The sequence below is a fragment of the Streptosporangium lutulentum genome (assembly GCF_030811455.1).
Taxonomy (GTDB): Bacteria; Actinomycetota; Actinomycetes; order Streptosporangiales; family Streptosporangiaceae; genus Streptosporangium; species Streptosporangium lutulentum.
In genome coordinates, this window is the sequence record NZ_JAUSQU010000001.1 from 5147189 (window position 1) to 5172955 (window position 25767).

Annotated in this window: 25 protein-coding genes; 13 read left to right on the forward strand and 12 right to left on the reverse strand. The window is 69.8% G+C overall.

Features of this window, described 5'->3' with window-relative positions; translation table 11 throughout:
• Positions 1-243: 243 nt before the first annotated feature.
• From J2853_RS23035 to J2853_RS47945, 8 genes are all read right to left on the reverse strand, one after another.
• On the reverse strand, positions 244-1527 hold the full coding sequence (locus J2853_RS23035) for a Gfo/Idh/MocA family protein (protein WP_307561204.1): 1284 nt from the start codon (positions 1525-1527) through the stop codon (positions 244-246).
• A 70-nt stretch (positions 1528-1597) separates the two neighbouring features.
• The gene (locus J2853_RS23040; RefSeq protein WP_307561206.1) at positions 1598-2860 is read right to left on the reverse strand and encodes an ABC transporter substrate-binding protein; all 1263 of its coding nucleotides are present in this window, start codon (positions 2858-2860) and stop codon (positions 1598-1600) included.
• A 34-nt stretch (positions 2861-2894) separates the two neighbouring features.
• The gene (locus J2853_RS23045; RefSeq protein WP_307561208.1) at positions 2895-3755 is read right to left on the reverse strand and encodes a carbohydrate ABC transporter permease; all 861 of its coding nucleotides are present in this window, start codon (positions 3753-3755) and stop codon (positions 2895-2897) included.
• The gene (locus J2853_RS23050; RefSeq protein ID WP_307561210.1) at positions 3739-4719 is read right to left on the reverse strand and encodes a carbohydrate ABC transporter permease; all 981 of its coding nucleotides are present in this window, start codon (positions 4717-4719) and stop codon (positions 3739-3741) included. The genes J2853_RS23045 and J2853_RS23050 overlap by 17 nt, the downstream gene beginning before the upstream one ends.
• A gap of 274 nt (positions 4720-4993) precedes the next feature.
• On the reverse strand, positions 4994-5461 hold the full coding sequence (locus tag J2853_RS47940) for an HNH endonuclease (RefSeq protein WP_370879535.1): 468 nt from the start codon (positions 5459-5461) through the stop codon (positions 4994-4996).
• Entirely contained in the window at positions 5394-6572 is a 1179-nt protein-coding gene (locus J2853_RS23060) for a hypothetical protein (RefSeq protein ID WP_307561214.1), read from the reverse strand. Before J2853_RS23060 ends, J2853_RS47940 begins: the two co-directional genes overlap by 68 nt.
• 2 nt (positions 6573-6574) lie before the next feature.
• Positions 6575-6877, reverse strand: coding sequence for a hypothetical protein (locus J2853_RS23065; RefSeq protein ID WP_307568781.1), 303 nt, complete (start codon positions 6875-6877; stop codon positions 6575-6577).
• Complete coding sequence (locus tag J2853_RS47945) at positions 6870-7262, reverse strand: twin-arginine translocation signal domain-containing protein (RefSeq protein WP_370879318.1); 393 nt, start codon at positions 7260-7262, stop codon at positions 6870-6872. Before J2853_RS47945 ends, J2853_RS23065 begins: the two co-directional genes overlap by 8 nt.
• A 268-nt stretch (positions 7263-7530) precedes the next feature.
• Between J2853_RS47945 and J2853_RS23070 the strand changes: the two genes are divergently transcribed.
• The 4 genes from J2853_RS23070 to J2853_RS23085 all read left to right on the forward strand — a co-directional run bounded on the left by J2853_RS23070 (position 7531) and on the right by J2853_RS23085 (position 11939).
• A complete protein-coding gene (locus tag J2853_RS23070; protein ID WP_307561215.1) occupies positions 7531-8643 on the forward strand; it encodes a sensor histidine kinase in 1113 nt (370 codons plus the stop codon).
• Entirely contained in the window at positions 8640-9281 is a 642-nt protein-coding gene (locus J2853_RS23075; RefSeq protein ID WP_307561217.1) for a response regulator transcription factor, read from the forward strand. The genes J2853_RS23070 and J2853_RS23075 overlap by 4 nt, the downstream gene beginning before the upstream one ends.
• Before the next feature lie 163 nt (positions 9282-9444).
• Entirely contained in the window at positions 9445-10215 is a 771-nt protein-coding gene (locus J2853_RS23080) for a DUF72 domain-containing protein (protein ID WP_307561219.1), read from the forward strand.
• Positions 10216-10511: 296 nt separating this feature from the next.
• The gene (locus J2853_RS23085; protein ID WP_307561221.1) at positions 10512-11939 is read left to right on the forward strand and encodes a S28 family serine protease; all 1428 of its coding nucleotides are present in this window, start codon (positions 10512-10514) and stop codon (positions 11937-11939) included.
• Positions 11940-12071: 132 nt separating this feature from the next.
• Here the strand turns inward: J2853_RS23085 and J2853_RS23090 are convergent, their stop codons facing one another.
• Positions 12072-12773: a DUF2786 domain-containing protein gene (locus tag J2853_RS23090; RefSeq protein ID WP_307561223.1), complete on the reverse strand. Its 702-nt coding sequence runs from the start codon at positions 12771-12773 to the stop codon at positions 12072-12074.
• Between the two features lie 35 nt (positions 12774-12808).
• Positions 12809-13882 (reverse strand): hypothetical protein, encoded by a 1074-nt coding sequence (locus tag J2853_RS23095; RefSeq protein ID WP_307561225.1) that lies wholly within the window; start codon positions 13880-13882, stop codon positions 12809-12811.
• A 283-nt stretch (positions 13883-14165) separates the two neighbouring features.
• Here J2853_RS23095 and J2853_RS23100 point away from each other — a divergent pair, with 283 nt between their 5' ends.
• The 3 genes from J2853_RS23100 to J2853_RS23110 all read left to right on the forward strand — a co-directional run bounded on the left by J2853_RS23100 (position 14166) and on the right by J2853_RS23110 (position 17341).
• Positions 14166-14951, forward strand: a complete 786-nt coding sequence (locus J2853_RS23100) for an SIR2 family NAD-dependent protein deacylase (protein ID WP_307561226.1) — start codon at positions 14166-14168, stop codon at positions 14949-14951.
• Positions 14952-15264: 313 nt separating this feature from the next.
• Complete coding sequence (locus tag J2853_RS23105) at positions 15265-16569, forward strand: UDP-glucose dehydrogenase family protein (protein ID WP_307568783.1); 1305 nt, start codon at positions 15265-15267, stop codon at positions 16567-16569.
• Between the two features lie 244 nt (positions 16570-16813).
• Positions 16814-17341: a pyridoxamine 5'-phosphate oxidase family protein gene (locus J2853_RS23110; protein WP_307561228.1), complete on the forward strand. Its 528-nt coding sequence runs from the start codon at positions 16814-16816 to the stop codon at positions 17339-17341.
• 112 nt (positions 17342-17453) lie between these two features.
• Here J2853_RS23110 and J2853_RS23115 read toward each other — a convergent pair whose 3' ends face one another.
• The gene (locus tag J2853_RS23115; RefSeq protein WP_307561230.1) at positions 17454-18446 is read right to left on the reverse strand and encodes an acetylxylan esterase; all 993 of its coding nucleotides are present in this window, start codon (positions 18444-18446) and stop codon (positions 17454-17456) included.
• A gap of 252 nt (positions 18447-18698) precedes the next feature.
• Between J2853_RS23115 and J2853_RS23120 the strand changes: the two genes are divergently transcribed.
• From J2853_RS23120 to J2853_RS23140, 5 genes are read left to right on the forward strand one after another with little or no spacing between them, the layout of a single operon-like run.
• Entirely contained in the window at positions 18699-20219 is a 1521-nt protein-coding gene (locus J2853_RS23120; protein ID WP_307561233.1) for a purine-cytosine permease family protein, read from the forward strand.
• Positions 20216-20971 carry a cysteine hydrolase family protein gene (locus J2853_RS23125; RefSeq protein ID WP_307561234.1) on the forward strand — a complete coding sequence of 252 codons (756 nt, stop codon included), beginning with the start codon at positions 20216-20218 and terminating at the stop codon, positions 20969-20971. The genes J2853_RS23120 and J2853_RS23125 overlap by 4 nt, the downstream gene beginning before the upstream one ends.
• The gene (locus tag J2853_RS23130; protein WP_307561236.1) at positions 20968-21687 is read left to right on the forward strand and encodes a GntR family transcriptional regulator; all 720 of its coding nucleotides are present in this window, start codon (positions 20968-20970) and stop codon (positions 21685-21687) included. The genes J2853_RS23125 and J2853_RS23130 overlap by 4 nt, the downstream gene beginning before the upstream one ends.
• Positions 21684-22736, forward strand: a complete 1053-nt coding sequence (locus tag J2853_RS23135; protein ID WP_307561238.1) for an ADP-ribosylglycohydrolase family protein — start codon at positions 21684-21686, stop codon at positions 22734-22736. The genes J2853_RS23130 and J2853_RS23135 overlap by 4 nt, the downstream gene beginning before the upstream one ends.
• 40 nt (positions 22737-22776) lie before the next feature.
• Positions 22777-23727 carry a PfkB family carbohydrate kinase gene (locus J2853_RS23140; protein WP_307561240.1) on the forward strand — a complete coding sequence of 317 codons (951 nt, stop codon included), beginning with the start codon at positions 22777-22779 and terminating at the stop codon, positions 23725-23727.
• A gap of 51 nt (positions 23728-23778) precedes the next feature.
• On the opposite strand, the gene J2853_RS23145 is transcribed toward J2853_RS23140, so the two are convergent.
• Complete coding sequence (locus J2853_RS23145; protein WP_307561242.1) at positions 23779-24984, reverse strand: acyltransferase family protein; 1206 nt, start codon at positions 24982-24984, stop codon at positions 23779-23781.
• 317 nt (positions 24985-25301) lie between these two features.
• On the opposite strand from J2853_RS23145, the gene J2853_RS23150 reads away from it, so the two are divergent.
• The gene (locus J2853_RS23150) at positions 25302-25715 is read left to right on the forward strand and encodes a RidA family protein (protein WP_307561244.1); all 414 of its coding nucleotides are present in this window, start codon (positions 25302-25304) and stop codon (positions 25713-25715) included.
• Positions 25716-25767 lie beyond the last annotated feature (52 nt).

Below are 25767 nucleotides of genomic sequence, written 5' to 3' on the forward strand. Positions count from 1 at the left end.
TAAAAGGCCAGAAGCCACGTGAGATACCACATGGCCCGTAAAGCGGAGTTTCTCCGGATGGAACTTCAGATACTTCATGCTCCAGGTCGACAACCAACCAAACAACCCGTCCAATCGTCCTTTAGGTACAAATAACCTCTTAACCGCCACCCACTCCCTCCCCGCAGCCATCAACCGTGACCTACGAGAACGTTCTCCCTGGCGTCCTGCTGGTCTTCGGGAGTTCGAGGCCGTCACCGAGTCTCAGTCCGCGAGCCGGGTGCCGTCGTCATTGAGGAGAACGGGTGTGCCGGTTGCGGCGGACAGGTTGGCCGAGACCCCGATCATGACGCTGGCGACACCCGCGTGGTGCCCTGCCTGGCGGCCCAGGGGGTCCTCGCCGGCGCCGCGGAAGACGTCGTTCAGCAGGAGGGCGTCGCCGCCGCCGTGGCCGCCCGAGCCGGAGGAGATGGCGATCTCCTCCGGCTCGCTCCAGTGCCGGTGCAGGACGAGCCGCTCGGAGGCGCCGACGGCGTGAGCCTTGTCGGCGGCAGTCGGATCGATCGCGGCCTGCGGCGGGGTCCAGGCGCGTTCGACGACCTCCAGCTCCAGCCGTCCCGCGGTGCCGTTGACGGCTACCCGGTAGCCCTCGAAGGGGCCGTGGGCGTTGAGGGAGTAGCTGAGCGTCGCTCCGCGGGAGTAGCCGACGAGGACGGCCATGTTGTCCTCGATGGTCACGCCCTCACCGAACACGTCCTGGTCGCGGATATAGCCGTCCTCGTGCTCGGCGTCCAGGTAGAGGCGCTTGAGCCGGGGATCGGCGGAGATGTCGAGGAGGTAGGGGTCGGTGCCGAGTTCCAGTGCGCCGAGAGCACGTTCCGGCCGGTCGTGCAGGCCGCGGGCGCGGGCGTTGTCGGCTCCGTAGAACCGCAGCGCCGACCGGGCGTAGACGGAACGGGCGGTGTCGGCGAGCCACCAGTTGACCAGGTCGAAGTGGTGGGTGGACTTGTGCACCAGCAGACCGCCGGAGTTGGCCTTGTCGCGGTGCCAGCGGCGGAAGTAGTCGGCTCCGTGGATGGTGTCCAGCACCCACTCGAAGTGCACGGAGGTGACGTCGCCGATCGCTCCGCCGGCGATCAGCCGGCGGACGGCGCTGTTGCGCGGCGAGTAGCGGTAGTTGAAGGTGACGATGAGCCGGCCGGTGCTCCGCCCGGCGGCCTCGATGATCGCCGCGCAGTCCTCCGCGGTGGTGCAGAGAGGCTTCTCCACGATGACGTCCTTGCCCGCCTCCAGCGCGGCGACGACGTAACGGGCGTGGGTGGCGTCGACGGTGGCGACCACGACGGCGTCCGCGAGCTCGAGCATCTTGTCGAACTCGTGCGGCGCGAAGCACGGGACGTCGCGTCCGATCCGGTCAAGGTAATAGCCGAGCCGGGTCCGGTTGACGTCGCAGAGGGCGACGATCTCGCCGGTGTCGCTCCACTCGCCGAGCAGCGCGTCGATGTACATCTGTGCTCTGTGGCCGAGCCCGACAAAGGCGTATCGCATCAAGGACTCCATAAAGAGAGACGTGTCGTACGGCTCGGGCCGAGCCGTACGGCACGCCGGCGGATGCCGGTTACTCGGTGAGGGCGGCGTTGGCCTCGGTGAGGAAGGCCTTCGCCGCGTCGTCCGCGGAGGCCTTGTCGAACAGCACCGAGTCGGTGGCACGCTTGAGGATGTCCTCCATCTCCATGGAGCCCTTCGGCGGGATCGCGATCGGGCTCAGCTCGCTCCTGATCGAGTCGATGAAGGTCAGCACCTTCTGGTCGGCCGGGGTCAGCTTGTCCTTGATGGCGGTGACGACCTTGGGGTTGGTCGGCAGGCCGCGGTCGCTGAGCAGGATGGCGCCGGCCTCGGGGTCGTTGACGAGGAAGTCGACGAACTTCTGGGCGGCGGCGGCCTGCTCGGTCTTCGACGAGATCGTGTAGTACATCGCCGGCTGCAGGAACATGCCGGCGGTGGTCGCGCCCTCGGCCTTCGGCATCCGCATCAGGTCGAGTTCCTGGCCGGAGCCCTTGCTCAGGGTGGTGAGCTGGTTGCTCCACCAGCTGCCGAACGCGCTGGCGTTCGTGGCGAGCAGGGCCTGGTCGACGTTGGTGCCGGTCTCCAGCATCTGGGCGGCGCTCGGACCGGCCTTGGTGGAGATGATCTTCTGCAGGAGGGCCCACCAGTCCTTGACGGTCTGCTCCGACAGGCCGATCTTGCCGTCCTGGTAGAACTGCTCCCCGCGCTGGGCGGCGAACAGCTGCAGGAAGGCGGGGTTCTCGTTGTACTCGGTGCCCCAGACCTTGCCGTCGCCCTGCTCGGTCACCTTCTGGGAGATCGAGATGTATTCGTCCCAGGTCCAGGTCGTGTCGTCCGGAACCTTCTGGCCCGCCTTCTCCACCGTCGCCCTGTTGACGATCATCGGGAAGGCGTTGACGCCGGTGGGGATGGCGTACTGCTTGCCGTCGACCTGGCCGGCCTTGAGCACGTCCTGGTCGAGGTCGGCGGTGTTGACCTTGCCGGTGAGGTCGGCGAGGGTGGCGCGGCCGGCGTACTCGGCGAGACCGCGGATCTCGATGGACATGACGTCCGGGGCGTCGCCGGCCGCGGTCTTGGTGGCCAGCTTCTCGTAGTAGCTGTCCCAGTCGGAGAAGTCACCTTCGATGTCGATCGTCGGGTTCTTCTTCTCGAACGTGGCGATGGCCGACTCCGTCAGTTTCTGCCGGGCGTCGCTGCCCCAGTACGAGAAGACGACCTTCGTCTTCCCGCCGGAATCGCTGTCGTCGCCGCTGCCGCACGCGGTGGCCGATATCGCGACCAGGGTGATGGTGGCGGCCGCCAGAATGCGCTTCATCGGGGTACCTCCGGGGGGTGGGGAGTGGGAGGAACTATTTGAGGCCGGTGGTCGCCATGCCCCGGACGAGATACTTCTGGCCCGCGAGAAAGAAGCCGAAGATCGGGCCGAGGGAGATGATCGACATTGCGAACAGCGGCCCCCAGGAGGAGTCGCCACCGGAGTCCATGAACTGCCGGAGCGCGACAGGAACGGTGAGATTGTCGGAGTTGGTCAGGTAGAGGTTCTGGGTGAAGAAGTCGTTCCACGTCCAGATGAAGGTGAAGATCCCGGTGGTCGCCAGCGCCGGGACGCACAAAGGCAGGATCACCTGGACGAACGTGCGCCAGTAGCCCGCGCCGTCGATCGCCGCCGCCTCGTCCAGCTCCCGGGGAAGGGTGCGGATGAACTGCACCATCAGGAAGATGAAGAACGCGTCAGTCGCGAGGAACTTCGGCGCGACGATCGGCCAGATCGTGTTGATCCAGTCGATCTTGGCGAACACGATGTACTGCGGGACGACCGTGACGTGATGCGGCAGCATGATCGAGCCGAGCATGATCGCGAACCACATCTTCTTCAGCGGGAACTCCAGCCGGGCGAAGGCATAGGCCGCGAGCGAGCAGGCGATCAGGTTGCCGATCACCGCCAGGGAGGTGATGACCGCCGAGTTCCACAGGTAGTAGCCGAAGGAGTGCTTGAGGGCGTCCCAGCCCTGGGTGTAGTTCTCGGCCGTCACCGCGGTCGGTATCAGCCCCGGCTCCCGGAAGATCAGATCCTCGGGCTTGAGCGAGCTGGAGACCATCCAGAGCAGCGGGTAGAGCATGAACAGCCCGGAGACGATGAGCAGCAGATGCCTGACCAGGCGAGGGGCCGGCCGGAACAGGGCCGGCACGCGCTTACTTCTCGTCGCCATAAAAAACCCAGAATCGAGACATGAGGAAGTTGACACCGGTCAGCGCGGCGATGATGAGCAGCAGCACCCAGGCCATGCCGGCCGCGTAGCCCATCTCGTAGTTCTTGAAACCCTTGATGTAGAGGTAGAGCGTGTAGAAGAGGGTCGAGTCGACCGGTCCGCCGTTGCCGCCGCTGACGATGAACGACTGGGTGAAGGACTGGAACGACTTGATCACCTCCAGCACCAGGTTGAAGAAGATGATCGGGGTGAGCAGCGGCAGGGTGATCGAGCGGAAGTTCCGCCACTTGCCGGCGCCGTCGACCGAGGCCGCCTCGTACAGGCTCTGCGGGATCTGGCGGAGCCCGGCCAGGAAGATGACCATCGGGGCGCCGAACGTCCAGACGTGCAGGATGATCAGTGTCCAGAGCGCGGTGTCGGGACTCGTCACCCAACCGTGTCCCTCATAGCCGAACAGGCCCAGGAACGAGTTGACGATGCCGTCGACTCCGAAGATCTTCCGCCAGAGGATCGAGATCGCCACGCTGCCCCCGAGCAGCGAGGGCAGATAGAAGATCGAACGGTAGAACGACAGGCCGCGCAGACCCTTGTCCAGCACGAGCGCCAGTCCCAGGGCGAAGGCCAGCTGCAGCGGAACGGACACCACCACATAGGTGGTCGTCACCTGCAGCGAGGCCATGAACCGGTCGTCCTGGGTGAACATCTTCTCGTAGTTGTCGAGGCCGACCCAGTGGGCCTCGCTCAGCAGGCTGTAGTCGGTGAACGACAGATAGAGCGAGGCGATCATCGGGCCGATCGTGATCGCGAACAGGCCGATGAACCAAGGGGCCAGGAACAGGTAGGCCGCCCATGCCTGCGATCGGCCGCGGGAGCCTTTGAGGCGCCCGGGGTGGGAGGCGCCCGCCTTTTCGGGGGGCGTGACCGGTACCTCGGTCGTCCCCGCCGGTGCGGGACTCAGGGTCATCACTGGCCCTTCGGGGAATCGGTGAATGGGATAGCGCTTTCCTATAGCTCACAAACTAAGAGGTCAACCCTTTGCAGTGATCTGGCTCACGAAGTGCAACATTCGGTTTTATCGCCGTCGCAGCTCAGACGGGACAGACCTCATCAGAGGTCAAGCGGAAAAATCTCCTTCGAACGCGGGTTAATACAACCGCTTGCAGGAGCGGCTCAGGATCTGTGGCCACCCGCCGGCGGAGATTGACAAGAGACGTCCTCGCGTGCCCACCAGCGCATCTTCAACGACCGCACCGTCTTTCCGGCCGCGGCGCAGGGCTCGAACCCGTTCGGATTCGCCCGTTCGAAGGTGCCGCCCAACTCCGCTTTGAGATGACCTTTCTGTGCTGGGCCAGGTGCTCCGGCTGGATCTCGTGGTTCGGGGCGAGCCGGAGCGGGCCCGTCGGGGCGCCCGAGGTCATGTCCGTCACCGTGGGGTCGTCCTGGACGGCGATCACGCCTCGGTCGAACAGCACGTGGTGGTTGGGGCAGAGGCACAGGAGGTTGCCGGGTTCGTCGGGGCGGCCGCGATGCTGCGCCGGGCCGTACGAGTGGAGGAGGAATCGGCGCTGAGTGACCTGCTCGCCGACCTGGCTGCGGACCGGCGGTGATGACGTGGCCGAAGACTCCGGGACGTTCCTCTCAGCCGGTAGGCGGATCGGCGAGCCCGGCGCGGTCGAAACGCTCGACGAGGCTGGGCTTGCGCAGATGCTGCCGGTACAGGAGCGTGAAGCGCCGCCTGAACCCGTCGAGACGGTCGGCACGCTGAGCCACGGCCCGCAGATCTCTCAGAAGCTCGACGGCCGCGTCGTACTCGCCCGGTTTCCTGGTGCCGATCATCGTGTCGACACGTAGCCAGGCTCCGTCCTCGTCCCGCGCCAGCGCTTCCAGCCGTCTCTCCCGTGCCAGGGCCCGCTCCCGTTCATGACGGGCTTCCTCCTCGGCCCGTTTGGCCCCGACCTGGCGTTCGCGCTCCTGACGGCGCTCGGCCGCGGCGTCCAGCAGCTCGGCCACGCTACGCCGAGGAAGGTCACCATGGTCGTTCTTGGGTTCGCCGCGGAACCGGCGCAGCAACTCCATCCGGACCGCAGCCGCCTGATCCCGGACGACCCGCAACAGCAGGTCGGCCTTCTCGCTCTCGGCCAGGTTCGCGATCCATGGGGCCAGCTCGCGCGGATCGTCCCGCACGACAGCCTGCGCCGGACTCGCCTCGGCCGCGACCGCAAGCAAATCGGCATCGATGCGAAGGAAGTCGGCCAGTGCCCGCTGTCCCGCGCTCAGCGACCCCAGCCCCGCCGGCACCGGAGGCTCGAGCTCGTCCTCATCGGCGTAGTCGAAGGCGTCCTCGTCACGCTCCCAGGCGCCGAAGGCCGACAGCCAGGCCAGGTAGAGAGGCCGCAGGTCGCCGGCGCCGAGTTCGGCCCGGACAGCGACGATGGCCGACAGGGAGTCCTCCGCACCCTCATCCCATTCATCCGACTCGTCCTCGCTGCTCAGGTCGAGGATGAGATGCTCACCCGAAACCCACGCCGTCACCTGCTCCCCGACGCAGTACCGTTCGGCGACGTCGAGATCGAGGAGCGTTCGCGGCAGCCGGAACATCACTCGGTGAGTGCCCCAGTTGGCCAGATACAGATGGGCGTCGTAGTAACGCTCCATCATCCGGTGCGGATCACCGCGGAAGTCGCCCCAGTGATATTCGTTGGTGAAGGTGGTGGCGGTGATTCGGGCCCGGGTCGACAGCGCCCGGACCTCGGCCTGTTGGCGAGCGTCCAGCGGACGGTCCACCGCCAGGAACTCGTAGTACTGATACTCGCTCATCGTCAGGGACCCCAGTGCCGGTAGGCGTCGATCCACTCCGAGCCCTCGGGCCGCGGATCCGGCAGCGGAAGATCGAGGATGCCGATCGCCTGCCGATACGCCCCACGGACACAGATCGCCACGATCCCGCTCCCCGGGAGCAGGTCGATCTTCTTGACGGTGACCTCGACACCCAGGACCGTCGTCTGGAACGGCAGCCCCAGGTTATCGGTGATCATCACGTGGAACCCGGAAAGCTGCTCGTCCTCGTCGTAGGCATCGACGGTGGCCTCTTCGACCAACGCGTCCAGCTCCGCCTTACTCATTTTCGTCACGGCCATCAGTCTCCACTGAAGCAGGGCGGTTCACTCCGCAACAGGCCACATGCGCCTCGAACCGCTCAACCCTGATCCGCGAATGGGACCTGCATGGGCAGGCGGCGACGAACCCCGGCGTCAGTGACGGTGACCTGCGTCGTGGCGGAGGCGCCGCGGGAGGCGGGCTCGTGGACGGGGAGGTGAGGTATGGGGGAAGCGTGACCGCACCGCCGAGCCCCGCCGCACCGGCAGCGGCGAGCCCGATGAACGTTCGACGGCCGGGTCGCCTGGCGCCGGCTCTGCGCGACGCGCTCGGCGGTGTCGTCTCATCGCCGGCGGACGGGAGGTCCTCGCTCGAAGGGGCGGAATCCCGCCCACGATCGTTTACGGTCACTGACGCGGTCCTTTCCTGGTCTCCCCGTGACGGACGTTCGTCGCGTCATCGGTTCTCACGTGACGGCTCCGCGAGTCACCGCCCGCGAACAGCTCCATGAGTCACCGTCCGCGGACGACTCCGCGATTCACCGCCCACACCGGTCAAGCTTCATCGCGCCGCGCGTCGGCCGCCTCATGCCGCGGGCCGCGATCGGCGGCCACTGGGATGACGCGGCCTCCTCCCGGCGCAGGAGGCCGGGCCGGCCTCGCCGACCTACGATGGAACCGTGAGATGGATCGAACGGGCCTTCGAGCCCGGTCGCGTTCTGATCCGCACGTTCGTGCTGCTCTTCTGCCTGGTCGGGCAGTTTCTGTTCTTCGAGCACGGCGTGAACTCCCGAGACTGGGCCCTCGCGCTGGGCGCTCTCGCGCTGAGCACGCTCGGTCGTTGGTCGCCGCTCGGTTCGCTGCTGGTCCAGGTGGGGCTGCTGGCCGCCGCCGACCTGTACGGCTTCGCGGCCGTGGCGTCGATGAAGGTCCTCGCCTGCGTCCTGCTGTTCGACCTGGCGATACGGCGCCCGGCCAGGCAGGTGGCGGTGGGCGCCGCGACGCTGGGCACGGTCGTGTGCGTCAACCTGCTCGACGAGCTCCCCCAGCAGTTGCCGTCGGTCCTGTTCCGCATCTCCGTGGTGGTCGGCGTGCCGCTGCTGCTGGCCGCCTATGTGCGGCTCGGCCTCCAGGCCGCACGCCGGGAGCGGGAGCGCGGCGAGGCGCGACTGCGAGAGGCCCGGCTGGCCGAGCGCACCGCCATCTCGCGGGAGCTGCACGACCTGGTCGCCCACCACATGTCGTCCATGGTGCTGCGGCTGGGCGTGGCCAAGCACGTGCTGCCCGCGAAGGACGACCCGCGGGTGGACGAGCTCCTGGACGGTCTGCACGCGACCAGCAGCGCGGCCCTCGCCGACATGCGCACCCTGGTGGAGGTGCTGCGTGCCCCGGGGAGGGAGCCGGCGTCGATCGTGGTGCCCGAAGGGCTGCCCGCCGCGCTCGACTCCGTGGTCGAGCACGGGCGCGGCAACGGGCTCGACGTCAGCGCCGACGTCGATCCGGCGATCGCCGGGCTCGACACCGTGCGTGGCCTGGCCGTGCTCCGGCTCACCCAGGAGGGGCTGGCCAACGTGGTCAAGCACGCGGGCCCCCTGGCCCGCGTCAGGCTGTGCGTCAGCCTGACCGAGGACGGAGCGGTACGAATGGATATGTCCAACGACGGCTCGGGAGAACCCGCGCACGGAGACGGCTACGGGCTGATCGGCATGCGCGAGCGGGTCAGTCTGCTCGGCGGGCGTTTCGACGCCGGACCGACCGAGCGTGGCTGGCGGATGTCGGCGGTGCTGCCGTGATCCGCGTACTCATCGCCGACGATCAGCAACTGGTCAGGCTGGGCCTGCGGATGCTGTGCGAGTCCGAGCCGGATCTGGAGGTGGTGGGCGATGCCACGAACGGAGAGGAGGCCGTACGGCTCGCCGCGCGGCTCATGCCCGACGTGGTGCTGATGGACCTGCGGATGCCGGGAGTCGACGGCATCGTCGCCACCCGGCGGATCGTCGCCGCCCGCCCCGCCACCCAGGTGCTGGCCGTCACCACGTTCGACGACGACGATCACCTCTACCCGGTGCTGGCCGCGGGTGCGGTGGGCTTCGTCACGAAGGACACCCCGCCAGGCGACCTGCTGCACGCGATCCGCGGAGCGGCGCGAGGAGAGAGGACGTTCAGTCAGTCGCCGCTGCGCAGACTGGTGGATCAGGCCGCCTCCGGCCACCGGACGCCGCCTGCGATTTCCGCGCTGCCGTCGTCGCTCACCGAGCGCGAGCGCGAGGTGCTCGTGCTCGTCGCCGAGGGACTGTCGAACCGGGAGATCGCGGAGCGGCTGTACATCGGCGTCACCACGGTCAAGAGCCACGTCGCCGGCCTGATGAACAAGACCGGCTGCCAGAACCGCATCGGCCTGGCGGTGCTCGCGAACCGGGCAGGGCGCTGATCCCCCTCGGGGCCGTCCGATGAGACGTCGACGCCTCACCGACGGCGCCCCGGCCCTCCCGCGCGGTCGAATCGAGCCTCCGGGCGGCGGCCGGTGTGGCGTCCCCACGGCCGGGAAAGACGTCCCTGTACGGGGAGGCCGGGAGTCGACGGGCTGAGTTCTCATGATGCTGGTAGGGACGTCCGGCTGGCAGTACGCCGACTGGCGCGGGGTGCTGTATCCGTCCGGCGTGCCCCAGCGTCTCTGGCTTGAGCGGTACGGCGAGCGCTTCGAGACGGTCGAGAACAACAACACCTTCTACCGGCTGCCGACGCGCCAGACCTTCGAGAGCTGGAAGGACCGCACCCCGGACGCATTCGTCATGGCGATCAAGGCGAGCCGGTTCCTCACCCACGTCAAACGGCTGAAGGACCCGCGGGAGCCGGTCGAGCGGCTGATGGCGGCGGCCGACGGCCTGGGGCCCAAGCTCGGGCCGGTCCTGTTGCAGCTGCCTCCGACGTTGAGGGCGGACCCCGAACTGCTTGACGCGTGCCTGGGGTGTTTCCCCGCTCGTGTGCGGGTCGCCGTCGAGCCGCGGCACGCGTCCTGGTGGAGCGAATCCGTCCGCGAGGTGCTGTCGGCGCACGGCGCGGCCCTGTGCTGGGCCGACCGGCTCGGCCGCCCGCAGACGCCCCTGTGGCGGACCGCCGACTGGGGCTACCTGCGGTTTCACGAGGGACGGGCCCACCCTTGGCCCTCGTACGGCGACGGCGCGCTCCGCTCCTGGCTGCGCCGTCTGGACGCGGAGTGGGACCGTCGCTGTGACGTTCATGTGTACTTCAACAACGATCCGGGCGGCGCGGCGGTACGGAACACCGTCCGGTACGCGGAACTCGCCTCCGCCGGGGGATGGCCGGTGAGCCGTACGCCCGCCGGTGACCTGGCACGTCGGTGAGTCCGGGGTCCCGGAACGGCTGACGTGCCGGCCGAAAGAGCCCGCGACGAGGGACGCCGAGGCCGACCGGAGGAGTCCGTACGGCGGGCGACCGATCGAGCCGGCCACCGCCCCGGCCGTGGCGTTCGACCCCAGGGCGACTCCGCGAAGGCGGCACCCGCATGATCCAGTTGCCGCGCACATCTCCTAAAACGCGATAAATGTCTCTAAGGTAACGATGGGGCGTTCGCTTCTCGATGGCCATCGAAGCGCAAGACGCCACCTCTCCCCCACGCGGCTCCATCCCCCCAGGAGACATGATCGTGCGAACCCGGGCACTTCCCGCCCTCATACTCTCGCTGCTCACCGCCGGTTCTCTCGCCCTGCCCGCCACGGCTCAGGCGCAGGCGCGACCGGCCGCCCCGCCCGCCGTGGCGGTCGAGGACACCCTGCTGGCCAGGCTCAAGGCCATCCCCGGCCTGAGCGTGGTCTCCGAGACCCAGCCGAGCGGCTACCGGTTCTTCGTTCTCAGCTTCACCCAGCCGGTGGACCACCGCCACCCCCGCAAGGGGACGTACCAGCAGCGGCTCACCCTGCTGCACCGGGCCGAGAACGCGCCGACGGTGCTCTTCACCGGCGGGTACGGCCTGGCCGTGAATCCGACCTCCTCCCGGACCGAGCCGACGCGGCTGCTCGACGGCAACCAGGTCTCGGTCGAGCACCGGTTCTTCCGTTCGTCCCGGCCGGACCCGGCGGACTGGAACGATCTCGACATCTGGCAGGAGGCCAGTGACGAGCACCGCATCGTCCAGGCGCTCAAGACGGTCTACTCCGGCAAGTGGATCCAGACGGGCGCGAGCAAGGGCGGCATGACCTCGGTCTACCACCGGCGCTTCTACCCCGGCGACGTGGACGGCGTGGTGGCCTACGTCGCGCCGAACGACCCGGTCAACCGCTCCGACAGGGCCTACGACACGTTCTTCGACAAGGTCGGCGACGCCGCCTGCCGTACGGCGCTGGAGAACGTGCAGAAGGAGGCGCTCAAGCGCCGTAACCGGCTGGTGCCCAAGCTGGAGGCGGACGCCGCGCTGAACGGCCAGACCTTCACCCGGACGCTGGGTACCGCCGACCGGTCGTTCGAGATGACGGTGCTCGACACGGTGTGGGCGTTCTGGCAGTACTCCAGCGTGGCCGACTGCGCGACCGTGCCGCCCGCCACGGCCTCCGACGACGAGATCTACGACTGGATCGACTCCGTCGCGGGCTTCCTGTTCTACACCGACCAGGGCATGGAGTACTACGCGCCGTACTACTACCAGGCGGCCAACCAGCTCGGCTGGCCCGAGCTGAAGTTCAAGCACCTTCGCGGCCTGGCCCGTTATCCCGGTCTCTACCAGCCCAACTCGGTCCTCCCCGCCGAGCTGCGCTCCTCGCACGACCCGCGGCCGATGCTGGACGTGGACCACTGGGTGCGCAAGCAGTCGAGCCGGATGATGTTCGTCTACGGCGAGAACGACCCGTGGAGCGCGGAGCGGTTCACACCCAGCCGGAACGACTCCCACCTGTACGTCGCGCCGGGCGCCAACCACGGGGCGAACATCGCCGGTCTGGCCGAGCCCGACCGTCAGGCGGCGACGGCGACCCTGCGGCGCTGGGCCGGGGTGGCCGACGTCCCGCCGTCCGCGCGGAACACTCCGCCGTCCGTCCCCGACGACGACATGCTCCCCGTCCGCCGTCCGTCCTGAGCCTCGCCTGCCGTACGGCTCACGTGAGCCGTACGGCAGGTGAGGTGTGCGGAGCCGACCCGGCCGTGGTGGTGACGAGCCGGGTCGGCGGCGCGTCGGCCGGTATCCTGAGACGCCTTCTTGAAAGGCGTCTCAGGAGCTTTTCTCAGGGACCTTCGGACGGGTGTCCAGCACGGCCTGGTCGGCCGCGACCAGGCCGGCGATCCAGCCCTCGCGGTTGCCGATCGCGCTCGGGCCGAACGTGTCCAGCGTGGGGAAGAGCCGCGCGACCTTGTCGTCGACCGCCTGGTTCCTCGCCGCCAGCACCGGCAGCAGGTCCCTGCCCGTCTCGGCGGACGCCCGCCGGACCGCCTCACCGGTGGCGTCGAGCAACCGCTCCCCGATCCGCTGGGCGTAGGCGGTCAGGAACGACTGCCTGAACGAACGGGTACGCGAGCGGCCCGAGTGATCCCGGCGGGAACCGGCACGGGTCATCGCGGTGACCGCCTGCACCAGTAGGGAGGTGAACAGCACCTCCACCGCGCGCAGGTCGGGCGTGAAGCCCAGCACCGTGGCGAACCCCGGCTCCCTGTGCCAGATCGAGCGGCAGCGGTTGGCCGAGGCGACCACGTGCAGCAGCATCAGCTTGGGCACCTCGTACGGCGCGTCGACGCTCAGCCGGCGGACCTGCGGCTCCTCGGCGCCGGACCGGCCGCCCGATCCCTCGGCCAGCATCGCGGCGTCGATGCTGTGCCGGGCCATCAGCGACTGGGCCGCGGCCGTGAACGTCTCGGCCTCGGCCTCGAACTCCGTCGACTCGGCCTTGGCCAGCAGCGCCCGCACCCGGGTCAGCATCCGCTCGTCGACCGCCCGGTCCGAGGGGCCGGTGACTATGCTCGCACCTGCTCGACCAGCGCCCTGTGGAGAAGGATCTCTTCGGAGGTGGCCCAGCGATATCCGGGACGGATGACGCTCACCGGAGTTCCGGGCTCCGGTGCGCCGGCCAGAGGCTCGTGCAGCGCGGGGTCGAAGCCCGGCTCCTCGCCCACCGCGCCGACGGGGTGCAGCGCCTGCCCCGCGACGAGGTTCCGCACCCGCTCGACGATGAGCTCCGGGGTGGCTCTGCCGATCACCATCTCCTCGACCTCGGCCGCGAGGCCGGCGAGCGCGCGGACGACGTCGATCCTAAGCTGGCGCTCCTGGGAGGTGCGGAGCCTGATCGCCCTGTCGCTCGCGCTCCGCAGATCCCGTTCGAGACGTTCGCACCGCTCGGCGAGCACCCGTGCCCGTTCTTCCGCCGCCTCGACCGCGTCGGCCGCGTCGGCCGCCGGCGAGGAGGACGTCCGGATCGGTGCGGGCGTCTCCCGCGCGGTCGCCTTCGCGCCGGCTTCGGCCGGAGGAGCCGCGGGAATCTCCGGAACCGCCTCGGGAGCCGTGGCGGAAACCGCAGGAGCCGCCGGAGGGGTCTCGGGAACCGGAGAGGCCGTCGCTTCGGCTCCGGCGGAGGGATCCGGAGAGTCGATCACGTCCTCGGCCGGACGCGGCCACACCCACCTGTATGTGTTCGCCCTGATGCGAACGTCGTCACGCTTGGACAGTTTCGCCTGCACGCCCCTCCACGCTCGTTCCACGGCGGCAGGCTCCAGGCCGAGCTCGATGAGGAGCTCCTTGATGGCCTGGGCCTTGAGCCCTTTCGAGCTCTCGCGAAGGAGCTCCACGACCACGGCGACAGGATCGGAGGTGAACCGCTCGATGAGGGCGGGCAGGTCCATCAGGAACTGATGCCGCCGGGTGCCGGCGACGGCCAGCAGGTTCTCGCCTCCGAGTCGTACGTTCTCCTCTACCGCTCCATCGTCGTTCCACTGGACCCTGGCGAGGGTCCCGGTGCGTGAAAGCACCGTCCCCACGCGGAGTCGCTCATCCGGACCCTGCGGCCTGCGCACCGCGACCTCTACTCGATCCACGACACTCACTGTATGGGCATCGACTCGGCCAGGAGTCCTCAGGTCTCCGAGCGGGCGGGCCCTTGGACGACGCGCCCGGCACCTCGGCCGCGCACGATCGGAGGTGGCGGCCGGGCCCTTCCCCCGAAGAGGTCCTCGGCTTCGGGCTTTGCATGATCGACGGCATCTCGTACCATCCTGCTACCGACGCTTCTCCCCTGACGGACGAGCGCATCGGCAGGACGCACAGGGGCGCTCATCGCGTCCTGCCCCTTGCCCGGCGAACCGATCGGGTCATCCCATCATGAGCACCCAAGGCCGGCGGCGCCCGGCCGCCGATGCGCAGGTGACCGAGAAGGAGTCCACGATGAACGCGATCACCGTCATGACCGGCGCGGGCATCTCCACCGAGTCCGGCATCCCCGACTACCGCGGAGCCGGCGGCCTGTGGCGCGCCGATCCTGACCACCAGAAGCTCGTCACCATCGACTACTACCTGGCCGACCCGGACATCCGCCGCCGCTCCTGGCGGTTCCGCCGCGACAGCCCGGCCTGGGGCGCCGAACCCAACCCCGCCCACCTGGCGCTGGTCGAGCTGGAGAAGGCCGGCAAGCTCGACTGGCTCATCACCCAGAACGTCGACGGTCTCCATCAGAAAGCCGGATCCGATCCCGGCCGGGTGCTTGAACTGCACGGCAACATGTTCGGCGTCGTCTGCACCGGATGCGCCGCCCGATCGACCCTGCGAGAGGCCCTGGACCGGATCGACGCGGGCGACCCCGACCCCGCCTGCCCGGACTGCGGTGCGATCCTCAAGACCGCCACCGTCATGTTCGGCGAGGCGCTCTCCCCCAGGACCACGACCCGGGCGATCCAGGCAGCCGAGCGCGGTGGGGTGTTCATCGCGATCGGCACCTCGTTGCAGGTGCAGCCGGCGGCCTCGCTCGCCCGGATCGCGGTGGAGTCCGGCGCCCGTCTGATCATCGTCAACGCCGACCCCACTCCCTACGACGAACTGGCCACCGAGGTGATCCGCGACCCCATCGGCGTCGCCGTTCCCCCGCTCCTCGCCCGCCTCGCCCAGGAGTGACCCGGCCGTCCCCGGTCGATGAGCGCCTTACCGGCAGGTGCTCGTCGGCCGGGTGACGGACCTTCTCGTGATCCGTTCGCCGGCTCGTGATCGCGTCACCGGCTTGGGCCTCATCTCGCCGCGGGCCGGCAGGTCGTCATCGGCCTGGGCCTCATCTCGCCGCAGGCCGGCGGGCCGTCATCGGGCCGGGGCCGAGTATCTGGTGCCCCATGTTTACCGTACCGGCCGCGTGAGGGACGTCCCGGCGCCCGCAGCCGCCAAGGTTGGTCCTCACGCCGTACTCCTCGAGGAAAGGGACGATGAACACGTGCGAATGACGGTGATCGGATGTGGCCATCTGGGCGCGACGCACGCGGCCTCGATGGCGGAGATCGGCCATGAAGTGGTCAGCGTGGACATCGACGAAAGCAAGATCGCCATCCTGCGGTCGGGACGGTCCTGGTTCCACGAACCGGAGCTGGACGAGATGCTCGCCCGGCACGTCGCCTCCGGACGGCTGCGGTTCACCACCGACTTCGCCGAGGCCGGTGAGTTCGGGGAGATGCACTTCCTCGGGGTCGCCACTCCGAGCATGCGCGGCCGGGACGACTACGACCTCTCGCAGGTGTTCTCCGCGGTGCGCTCCCTGGCCCCGTACCTGCGCCGGCCCTGCGTGATCGTCGGCAAGTCCACGGTGCCGGTCGGCACCACGGAGGCGGCCCAGGCGCTGGTCAGGGAACTGGCCCCGGCCGGGGACGGCGTCGACGTCGCCTGGAACCCCGAGTTCCTCCGGGAGGGTCACGCGGTGCGTGACACGCTGCGCCCGGACCGCATCGTCGTCGGAGTCACCTCCACGCGGGTGGAGGAGAGGATCCGCGAGGCGTATCGCCCGATCACCGACGCCGGGGTCCCGATGCTCGTCACCGATCCGGCCACGTGCGAGCTCGTCAAGGGGGCGGCGAACACCTTCCTGTCGATGAAGATCTCCTTCATCAACGCGATGTCCGACGTCTGCGAAGCCGCCGGCGCCGACGTCACCCAGCTCGCCGACGCCCTCGGCCTGGACCCGCGGATCGGCCGGGCGTTCCTGGACGCCGGCATCGGCTACGGCGGCGGCTGCCTGCCCAAGGACACCCGCGCGTTCGCCGCCCGCGCCCGCGAGCTCGGCGTGGACCACGCGGTGGATCTGCTGACCGCGGTGGATCGGATCAACGTCAGCCGCCGCGAACGGGTGGTGGAGATGACCCGGAAGGCGTGCGGCGGTGACATCACCGGCCGCCGTATCGGTGTGTGGGGGGCCGCCTTCAAGGTGGGCACCGACGACGTGCGCGACTCCCCGGCCCTCGACGTCGCGGCTCGGTTCCACGCGCTCGGGGCGACGGTCATGATCTACGACCCGATGGCGGTGGAGAACGCCCGCGCCATCCACCCGGAGCTCGGCTACGCCGACGACGCCCTGACCGCCGCCGCCGAGGCGGACGTCCTGGTGACCATGACCGCCTGGCCGGAGTTCCGGGCCATCGACCCCAACGCGGTGGCCGAGGTGGTGAACCGGCGAGTCATGATCGACGCCCGCAACGCCGTCGAGGTCCCCGACTGGCACGACGCCGACTGGACGCTGCACCGGCTTGGCTGCTGACACGGCCCGGCACCCCGGGTTCCGGGCGCCGCTCGGCCCCCGGTCCCGCGCCACACGCCACCCGCCTGGCTCGGCCCGGCTCGGGGCGGCGGCGAGCGCTCCGCCGCGGGCGCGAACGAGGCGGCTCGGCGTGCCTGCCGACCCCAGCGGATCCGGGCGGGTATGACGGGACGAGCGCGGGGCAGCTCAACGCCCGGGCTCGAATCCCTTCGAAGCCGGGGCGACGTCACGAAGGAGACGGAACATGGCAGACAGCGCGGGTACGGCGAGCACGGAACCGGTGACCGAGCTGGACGCCCGGTACAGCAGTGACGGCGCGACCCCGACGGGATGGATCCAGGCTCGCGACCACCTGGAGAACGCGGAGGTGTACTGGCTGTCGACGGTGCGTCCCGACGGACGCCCGCATGTCACCCCGCTGCTGTCGGTCTGGCTGGACGGCGCGCTGTACTTCTGCACGGGCCCGGACGAACGCAAGGCCAGGAACCTGGCGCACAACCCGCACTGCGTCCTGACCACCGGGCGCAACGCCCTCGGCGAGGGCCTCGACCTCGTGGTCGAAGGCGAGGCCACGAGGGTGAGCGACCACGCCCGGCTCCAGTTGGTGGCCGACATGTACGAGTCGAAGTACGGCAGCGACTGGCACTTCGACGTACGCGACGGCGCCTTCCACGGCGAGGGCCACGAGGCCCTGGTGTACGAGGTCTCCCCCTCGACCGCCTTCGGCTTCGGCAAGGGAGACGAGTTCAGCCAGACCCGCTGGAGCTTCTGACCGGGGGCGTGAGGAGGTCGCCGCGTGAGGCGCCGGCCGGTCGTCGAGGTGCCCGGGGACGGGATTCCCGCCACGGCTCACGTGGTGGGAATCCCGTCCCCGCTCCGGGGAGTTAGCGGTCGGCCAGGAGCTTGTGCAGGTAGCGCAGCTGCTCCTCCACTTGGAAGGGGCCGCCGCCCTCGTGGTCGTTCCACGGCCAGACGGTGATCTCCTTCGGCCCCTGCCAGTGGTTGTAGGCGCCGAACACCGTGGACGGCGGGCAGATGGTGTCCATCAGCGCCGCCGAGTACAGCGCGGGGACCTGACCGCGGGCGGCGAAGTTGAGGCCGTCGAAGTACGACAGCGTGTGGAACACCCGCTCGGGCGTGCCGCGCTGGGAGGACATGAAGCGGACGAGTTCCTGGTAGGGGTCGCGTCCGGTGATCTCCACGGCCCGGCGGAAGTGGGTGAGGAACGGCACGTCGATCATCGCGGCCCGCACACCGGGCCGCAGCGCGGCGACGGCCTGGGCGATGCCGCCACCCTGGCTGACGCCCGTCACCACGATCGCCTCGGCGTCGACCGCGGGGTGCCCCGCCGCCACGTCGACGGCGCGCACCGCGTCGGTGAACACCCGCCGGTAGTAGTAGGTGTCGGGGTCCAGGATGCCCCGGGTCATCATCCCCGGCGCGTGCGGCCCGGTGCCGGTGTGCGGGTCGGAGGTGGCGCCCGGCTGGTACAGATTCGCCGCGCCCTGGCCGCGGGTGTCGACCACCATCGTGACGTAGCCGGCGGAGGGCCAGGTCAGGTGGTCGTGCGCGAAGCCCCTGCCTCCGCTGTAGCCGATGTACTTCACCACGCACGGCAGCGGCCTCTCCGCACCGCGCGGGACCAGGAACCAGGCGCTCACCCGATCGCCGCCCCAGCCGGCGAACGAGGTGTCGTAGACCTCGACGGCCGTGAGCGGAATGTCGTAGGGCGTGAACGTGGGGGCGAGATCGTGCTCGGCGGCCTCGGCCAGGGTCCTGGACCAGAAGGCGTCGAAGTCGGCCGGCTCCTCACGTTCGGGCAGGTAGGCGTGGAGTTCCTCAAGGGGAAGGTCGAACAGGGGCACAGTGATCTCCAAGCTATGGAAGGTCCTGACATTTCACCTCACCAGCCGGTGAAAGCACCATCCGGGTCACCCGGATTCGGCGAGACTCCGTGCCTGCCACGCGCGTCGTCGGCGAACCCTCACCGGTGACGAGGAGACTCGCCGTCCCGGGCACCGGGCGGCGGCTCGACCGCGTATCGGGGACCTACGGGTCTTGACACCCTCTTGACGTTCGGCGGAACCGGCCCCTACATTCCCCTGAACAGGTTCAGACAGGTGGGTTCCATGGTCGCTAAGCAGGTCGGACAGGAAAGCGGCCCGTCCGGAGGATCGGACGGGCGACAGCTCAAGATCGAGGTGCAGGGGCTCGACGTGATCGTCGACGCCGATCGCAAAGGCCGTCCGCGGCAGTTGTTCTGGCCGTGGTTCGGCGCCAACGTCTCGGTCCTCGGGCTGAGCTACGGCTCCTTCGCCCTCGGCTTCGGGATCTCCTTCTGGCAGGCGCTCGCGGCCGGAGTCGTGGGGATCGTCTTCTCCTTCCTGCTGTGCGGATTCATCTCCGTGGCCGGCAAGCGGGGATCGGCGCCGACCATGGTGCTGAGCCGGGCGGCGTTCGGAGTGCGCGGCAACCGGCTGCCGTCCGGGATCTCGTGGATCCTGACGGTGGGCTGGGAGACGGTGCTCACCGCGCTGGCGACGCTGGCGACGGCGACGGTGTTCGAGCGGCTCGGCTGGGGAGGCGGCACCTCCACCAAGGTCGGCGCCCTGATCGTGGTGACCGCCCTGATCGTGGTCGGCGGCGTCATGGGATTCGACCTGATCATGCGGATGCAGACGGTCATCACGGTCGTGACCGGCGTGCTCACGGTGGTCTACATCATCCTGGTCCTCGACCACATCAGCTGGGAGGCCGTCGCCTCGGTCCCCTCGGGCTCGGCCCAGGAGTTCATCGGCGCCCTGGTCTTCATGATGACGGGCTTCGGCCTCGGCTGGGTCAACGCGTCCGCCGACTACTCCCGCTACCTGCCGAGGCGATCGTCGGGCGCGGGGGTGGTGGGCTGGACGACGTTCGGGGCGTCCGTCGCGCCGATCGTGCTGCTCGTCTTCGGCCTGCTGCTGGCCGGATCGTCGGCGCCGCTCAACGAGGCGATCGCGGGAGACCCGGTCGGGGCGCTGACGACCATCCTGCCCACCTGGTTCCTCATCCCCTTCGCCCTCGTCGCCGTCCTGGGCCTGGTCGGCGGCGCCGTGCTCGACATCTACTCCTCGGGCCTGGCGCTGCTGGCGACCGGCCTTCGGGCGCCGCGCTACGTCGCCGCCCTGATCGACGGCGTGCTCATGATCGCGGGAACCGTGTACATCGTCTTCATCACCGACGACTTCCTCGGCCAGTTCAGCGGGTTCCTGACCACCCTCGGCGTCCCGGTCGCCGCGTGGTGCGGCATCATGCTGGCCGACCTCCTGCGGCGCCGCCGCGACTACGACGAGGCCGACCTCTACCGCCCCGCCGGCCGCTACGGGGACGTCCGGCTCCTGCCCATCGCGGTCATCGTCGTCGGCACGGTCCTCGGATGGGGCCTGGTCGTCAACACGGCCGCGAGCTGGCTGGAGTGGCAGGGATACCTGCTCGAACCTCTCGGGCTCGGCGGCAAGTCGGGCGCCTGGGCCTACGCCAACCTGGGGGTGCTGCTCGCCCTCGTCGTCGGGTTCGCCGCCACCTGGGCGCTCAACCGCTCCAGCGTGCGCGCCCAGGAGGCGGCGCCTGCGGGGCCCGGGACGACCTCGGCGCGGGCGGGCCGGCCGTGACTCCTCCGTACTCACCGGGCGTCGATCCGGACGATCCGCGGAGCGCCCCCTGGCTGGCGGTCATCGACATGCAGAAGGTGTTCGGCGAGCCCGGCAGCCGGTGGTTCACCCCCCGGTTCGCCGAGACCGTCGGCCCGATCGGGGAACTGGTCGCCGCGTTCGGCCCCCGGGTCACCTTCACCCGCTTCATCGCCCCCGAGACGCCCCGCGGCGCCTGGGCGAAGTACTACGAGCAGTGGCCGTTCGCGCTGCGCCCCCCGGAGTCTGAGATCTACCGGCTGGTCGACGAGTTCGCCCCCGGCGCGGGCCCGACGCTGGACGCCACGACGTTCGGCAAGTGGACCCCGGAGCTGGCCGCCAGGGTCGGCGACGGCGGTCGGCTGCTCCTCGCGGGCGTGAGCACCGACTGCTGCGTGCTGTCCACCGCGCTCGCCGCCGCCGACGCCGGCGTCGAGGTCCAGGTCGTCTCCGACGCGTGCGCCGGCGTCAGCGACGCCGCTCATCTGCGGGCCCTGGACGTCATGCGGCTCTACGGCCCGCACATCGAGGTGGTCACCCTGGCCGAGGTCCTGAGCCGGTACGCCGGCGTCCCGGGCGCGGACGGCTTGGGCGCGGACGGCTTGGGCGCGGACGGCTTGGGCGCGGACGGCTTGGGCGCGGACACCGACGTCCCGGGCCGGGACGCGGCCGCTCGTGGCGCCGTCGACGCCGCCACCCACCCCCCGTCGTCCGCGGAAAGGACGAGCTCGTGAGCCACCTCGTGCACCTCAAGCACCGCCGGATCGCCGTCGCGCTGGAGAAGGAGATCCGTTCCGGCCAGGTCGAACGCGGGGCCCGGCTGCCCGGCGAACTCTCCCTGGCCCGGCGCTTCGGGGTCAGCCGCAACACCGTCCGCACGGCGCTCGCCGAGCTCAGCGAGGCGGGCCTGATCTCCACGCGGACGGGCAAGGGGTCGTTCGTCATGTTCGACGGACGCCCGCTGGACGACCGGCTCGGATGGGCCCACGCGCTGGCCTCCCAGGGCGTCGAGACCCGGGTCCGGGTCCTCGCCGTCACCGCCGGGCGGGACGACCCCCTCGCCGCCCGCCTCAACCTGGGTTCGCCCGAGGTGATCGTCATCGAGCGCGTCCGCGAGATCGCCCCCCGGATCGTCGTCTCCTACGAGCGCAGTCGCGTTCCCGCCCTCGAAGGACTCAGCGAGCTGCCCGGCCGGGGGCTGGCAGGCGATTCGCTGATCGAGGAGCTCCGCCGCGCCGGGCTGCACGCCAGCCGGGGTGAGCAGAAGGTGCGCGGTCGCCGGATCGACGAGCGTGAGGCGTCCCTGCTCGGACGCGAGGCGGGCGAGTGGTTCCTGAACACCGAGCGGACGAGCTGGACGGCCTGCGGGACCTTCGTCGAGCACGTCGACAGCCTGCTCGACCCCGAGCACTTCCAGCTCATGCTCACCTTCGACGAAGGCGCCTCATGACCGACAGACAGTCGCGGGCCGCGGGTGCGCTCTACGGGCTCGCCATCGGGGACGCGCTCGGCATGCCGACGCAGATGCTGTCCCGCCCGCAGATCGTGGCACGGTACGGTCCCCTCCTCGACGGTTTCCATGCCGCGCCGCACGACCACCCGCTCGCGGCGGGAATGCCCGCAGGCTCGATCACCGACGACACCGAGCAGGCCATGCTGGTGGCCGGGCTCATCATCGACGGGGACGGCGAGGCCGACGCGGCCGAGCTGGCCAGGCGCCTCGTGGCCTGGGAGGAGTCCATGCGCGCTCGCGGATCGCTGGACCTCCTGGGCCCGTCCACCAAACACGCCGTCTCCGAGGTGCTCGCCGGGACCGACGTCAACGAGGCGGGCCGGTCCGGCACCACCAACGGGGCCGCGATGCGGATCGCCCCCGTCGGCATCGCCGTGGGCTCCTCCGACCTCGGCGCCCTCGTGGACCGGGTCGTCGAGGCGAGCCGGCTGACGCACAACACCGGGGTCGCGCTCGCGGGCGCGGCGGCCGTGGCCGCGGCCGTCAGCGCGGGGGTCGACGGGGCCACCGTCCCGGAGGCCGTCCGGTTCGCCGAGGCCGCCGCCCGGCTCGCGGCCAGGCGCGGGCACTGGGTCGCCGCCGCCGATGTGGCCGAGCGCATCGGGTGGGCGACCACCCTCGTCGCCGGGCTGTCCGCCGAGGAGGTCTGCGAGCGCGTCTACACGCTGGTGGGCACCAGCCTGGCCACCCAGGAGTCCGTCCCCGCCGCCTTCGCGGCCCTCTGGGCCTGCCAGGACGACCCGTGGCGGGCGTGTCTGCTCGCCGCCTCGCTCGGCGGAGACTGCGACACCGTCGCCGCGATGGCCGGCGCCGTCGGCGGCGCCTGCCACGGGGTGGAGTCCTTCCCCGCCGGCGCCCGCGACACCGTCACGCGCGTCAACGACCTGCGGCTGGACGACACCGCCGCCAGGCTGCTGACCCTGCGGGCGAAGACCCCTCGGCGCGGCGGGACCGCGGCGCCCCTCACGACGCCCCAGGGCGGGTAGGGCCGTGGCCACCGCATCACCCCGGCCCGGGGGTAAGGCCGTGACCCCCGCACCCGGCCGGCTGCTCCACCTGGGCAACGTCGTCGTCGACGTCGTCCTCGACGTTCCCGCGCTGCCGGAACGCGGCGGGGACGTGCTGGCCACCCGATCCGACACGACCCCCGGCGGCGGGTTCAACGTGATGGTCGCCGCCACGCGGCAGGGACTGCCGGTGGTCTACGCCGGCGCCCACGGCACCGGCCCCTTCGGGGACAGGGCCAGGGCCGCCATGCTCGGCGCCGGGATCGAGGTTCCGCAGCGGCCGAGGACCGGTCTCGACACCGGCTTCGTCGTCAGCCTGGTCGACGCCGAGGGCGAGCGCACCTTCGTGACCAGCCCCGGCGCCGAGGCCACCCTGACCGGCGCCGATCTCGACGCGATCCGTCCCGCCCCCGGTGACGTCGTCTACCTGTCGGGGTACGGCATGCTTCACCCGTCCAACCGGCGGGCCCTGACGGGCTGGCTGCCCGGCGTCCACGACGACATCATGGTCGTCTTCGATCCGGGCCCCCTGGTCCACCTCATCCCCCCGGACGTCACGCGCCTCGTCGCCTCCCGCGCCGACTGGTGGAGCTGCAACGCCAGGGAGGCGGCCAGGACCACCGGCCACGACGATCCGGCGGACGCGGCGGCCGAACTCGCCCGGTTCACCGGACGGCGCGGCGTCCTGGTCAGGACCGGAGCGGACGGATGCCTGGTCGCCCTCCGCGACGCCGCTCCCGTCCATGTGCCGGGGTTCGCCGTCCACGCGGTCGACACCAACGGGGCGGGTGACGCCCACACCGGGGTCTTCGTCGCCGCGATCGCCGCCGGTGCGGACCCGATCGACGCGGCCCGTACCGCGAACGCGGCCGCGGCGCTGTCGGTCACCTCCTACGGCCCCGCCACGGCGCCGACCGCGGCGGAGCTCGCGCGGTTCGTCGCCGATCAGCCCACCGGGAGGGGTATGTGAGCCGCGACGAGGAGAAGCCCTCCGGCGCGCTCCACGTCCGGTGAGCCGCCGTCAACTCCGAAGGCCGGCGAGACGCCTGCCGGCCAGACGCCGGCCGAGTCGCTGCGTGGGCAGCTCGACGAACCGGTACGTCAGCCAGCTCACCCCGAAGATGGCGGCGATGGCGGCGAGGCCCAGGCCGAGCTGGACGATCTCCGGGAACCTTCGTGGTTCGCCGAACGCGAAGAGGAAAAGCCGCAGCAGCGGTATGTGCAGCATGTACACCGAATAACTGATCAGCCCCAGCCAGGCCAGCGGGTACGGCAGGCGCCGGTCGCGCAGCGCCATGAAGATCGCGAACGTGCCCCCCGCCAGCACGACGGTCATCAGGTTGGCGGGGCCGTTGATCGTCATCGGCTTCATGAAGGGCGTCAGGCAGATCAGGAAGGTGACGCCCAGGATCGGCCAGAGCCCCGAGCCCTGACCACGCTCCCATCGGTGGACGACCGTGCCGGTGAACATGACCGCCAGGATCATCGCCCCCTGCCAGGGCACGCGACTGCCGACGGCGACGAGGGTGATCGCGAGCACGCCGAGGAGGATCGCTCCCGCCGTCCGCGCCGTCCTGGGTCCGAACAGCACGCAGCCCAGGCCGGCCAGGACGACCACCAGAACGACGAGCGGCACGATCGGCCCGCCGAGCAGGCCCCGTGCCGGCATGACGAAGGCCGCCAGTACCGACAGCAGCGCGAACGAGACGGCGAACAGGCCGCTGCGCCGGTGCACACCGGCCACGAAAAGCGCCGTGACCAGGAGATAGAAGACCATTTCATAGGAAAGTGTCCACATCGGTTCGATGAGCGCCCACGAACCGGTGACCTCCATCAGCATCGTGACATGGCTCACCGGGTCGGTGTTCGCGCGCAACGGCTGGATCGGGGCCGCCAGCAGCACAACAAAAATGGTCAGGATATAAAGCGGATACAGGCGGAATATTCTGCTGATCCAAAATGCCCGCACGTCACCCCCGCGCTCCAGCGAGGCGGGGATGATATAGCCGCTGACCAGGAAGAACACCAGAACGCCGTAAATTCCGAGATTGAACCAGGCCGGTCGGAGATCGGGCAGGAATCGGTAGGTCATGTGCTCAAGGAGGACGGCTGTCGCACCGATCCCCCTCAGGGCATCGAGCCACACATGACGGGTTGTCGGGGGCTGTCCGGCAGAAGACACCTGCGTGACCCTAACCCCGTTCAAGGGATTTTGTCCCAATTTCATGTATTCTCGCGAAGTCCACCGAGGACCGATAAGGCTGATTTCGGGTGACCTCCCGAAATCAGCCTCGGATCACTTTTTCGCGCTGTTATCGATCGAGAGAGGTCCGGGCGGACGCGTGGGACGAGCGCGGTGAGACGACACCCCGTTGAGGATTCGAGCCGCTCCGCGGCGCGTCCGGAGTGGAGTTCCTCGGCGAGCACCGCGAAGGCGTGAAGCTGCCGGAGTCCGGGCTCGGGACGGTCCGTCTCCGCAGGGATATCCCATGGTTCCCACGGAGATGTTGGACATATAACCGCCGGCTCCCTACCTTTCACCGCATGACAGAGCGACGCGCGATCGTCAGTGGTTCCACCTTCGAAGAGGAGATCGGCTACGCGCGGGCGGTGGTCGACGGCGACTGGGTGCACGTGTCCGGGACGACCGGGTTCGACTACACGACCATGACCATCTCCGACGACATCGTCGAGCAGGCCGAGCAGTGCCTGCGCAACATCGAATCGGCACTGACCGAGGCGGGCTGCTCGTTCGCCGACGTCGTCCGGGTCAGATACCTGCTGCCCGACCGTGAGGACTTCCCACCGTGCTGGCCCACCCTGCGCCGCTGTTTCGGCGAGATCCGCCCAGCCGCGACCATGCTCGTGTGCGGCCTGTCCGATCCCCGCATGAAGCTGGAGATCGAGGTGTACGCACGGCGGCCCCAGGAACCGGGACCGGTGTCCACCACTGCTTGATCATCTCGTCGCGGGTGAGCGCCTCCGGTGCCCCGCTCATCGCACCGGTGAC

Excerpts from the sequence above, each read along its gene's own strand:
- J2853_RS23145 (WP_307561242.1), bottom strand. The coding sequence starts at position 24,984 with ATGAAATTGGGACAAAATCCCTTGAACGGGGTTAGGGTCACGCAGGTG.
- J2853_RS23080 (WP_307561219.1), top strand. The coding sequence starts at position 9,445 with ATGATGCTGGTAGGGACGTCCGGCTGGCAGTACGCCGACTGGCGCGGG.
- J2853_RS23135 (WP_307561238.1), top strand. The coding sequence starts at position 21,684 with ATGACCGACAGACAGTCGCGGGCCGCGGGTGCGCTCTACGGGCTCGCC.
- J2853_RS23045 (WP_307561208.1), bottom strand. The coding sequence starts at position 3,755 with ATGGCGACGAGAAGTAAGCGCGTGCCGGCCCTGTTCCGGCCGGCCCCT.
- J2853_RS23120 (WP_307561233.1), top strand. The coding sequence starts at position 18,699 with ATGGTCGCTAAGCAGGTCGGACAGGAAAGCGGCCCGTCCGGAGGATCG.
- J2853_RS23110 (WP_307561228.1), top strand. The coding sequence starts at position 16,814 with ATGGCAGACAGCGCGGGTACGGCGAGCACGGAACCGGTGACCGAGCTG.
- J2853_RS23040 (WP_307561206.1), bottom strand. The coding sequence starts at position 2,860 with ATGAAGCGCATTCTGGCGGCCGCCACCATCACCCTGGTCGCGATATCG.
- J2853_RS23060 (WP_307561214.1), bottom strand. The coding sequence starts at position 6,572 with ATGAGCGAGTATCAGTACTACGAGTTCCTGGCGGTGGACCGTCCGCTG.
- J2853_RS23050 (WP_307561210.1), bottom strand. The coding sequence starts at position 4,719 with ATGACCCTGAGTCCCGCACCGGCGGGGACGACCGAGGTACCGGTCACG.
- J2853_RS23065 (WP_307568781.1), bottom strand. The coding sequence starts at position 6,877 with ATGAGTAAGGCGGAGCTGGACGCGTTGGTCGAAGAGGCCACCGTCGAT.
- J2853_RS23105 (WP_307568783.1), top strand. The coding sequence starts at position 15,265 with ATGACGGTGATCGGATGTGGCCATCTGGGCGCGACGCACGCGGCCTCG.
- J2853_RS23035 (WP_307561204.1), bottom strand. The coding sequence starts at position 1,527 with ATGCGATACGCCTTTGTCGGGCTCGGCCACAGAGCACAGATGTACATC.
- J2853_RS23085 (WP_307561221.1), top strand. The coding sequence starts at position 10,512 with ATGATCGTGCGAACCCGGGCACTTCCCGCCCTCATACTCTCGCTGCTC.
- J2853_RS23100 (WP_307561226.1), top strand. The coding sequence starts at position 14,166 with ATGAGCACCCAAGGCCGGCGGCGCCCGGCCGCCGATGCGCAGGTGACC.
- J2853_RS23150 (WP_307561244.1), top strand. The coding sequence starts at position 25,302 with ATGACAGAGCGACGCGCGATCGTCAGTGGTTCCACCTTCGAAGAGGAG.
- J2853_RS23090 (WP_307561223.1), bottom strand. The coding sequence starts at position 12,773 with ATGCTGACCCGGGTGCGGGCGCTGCTGGCCAAGGCCGAGTCGACGGAG.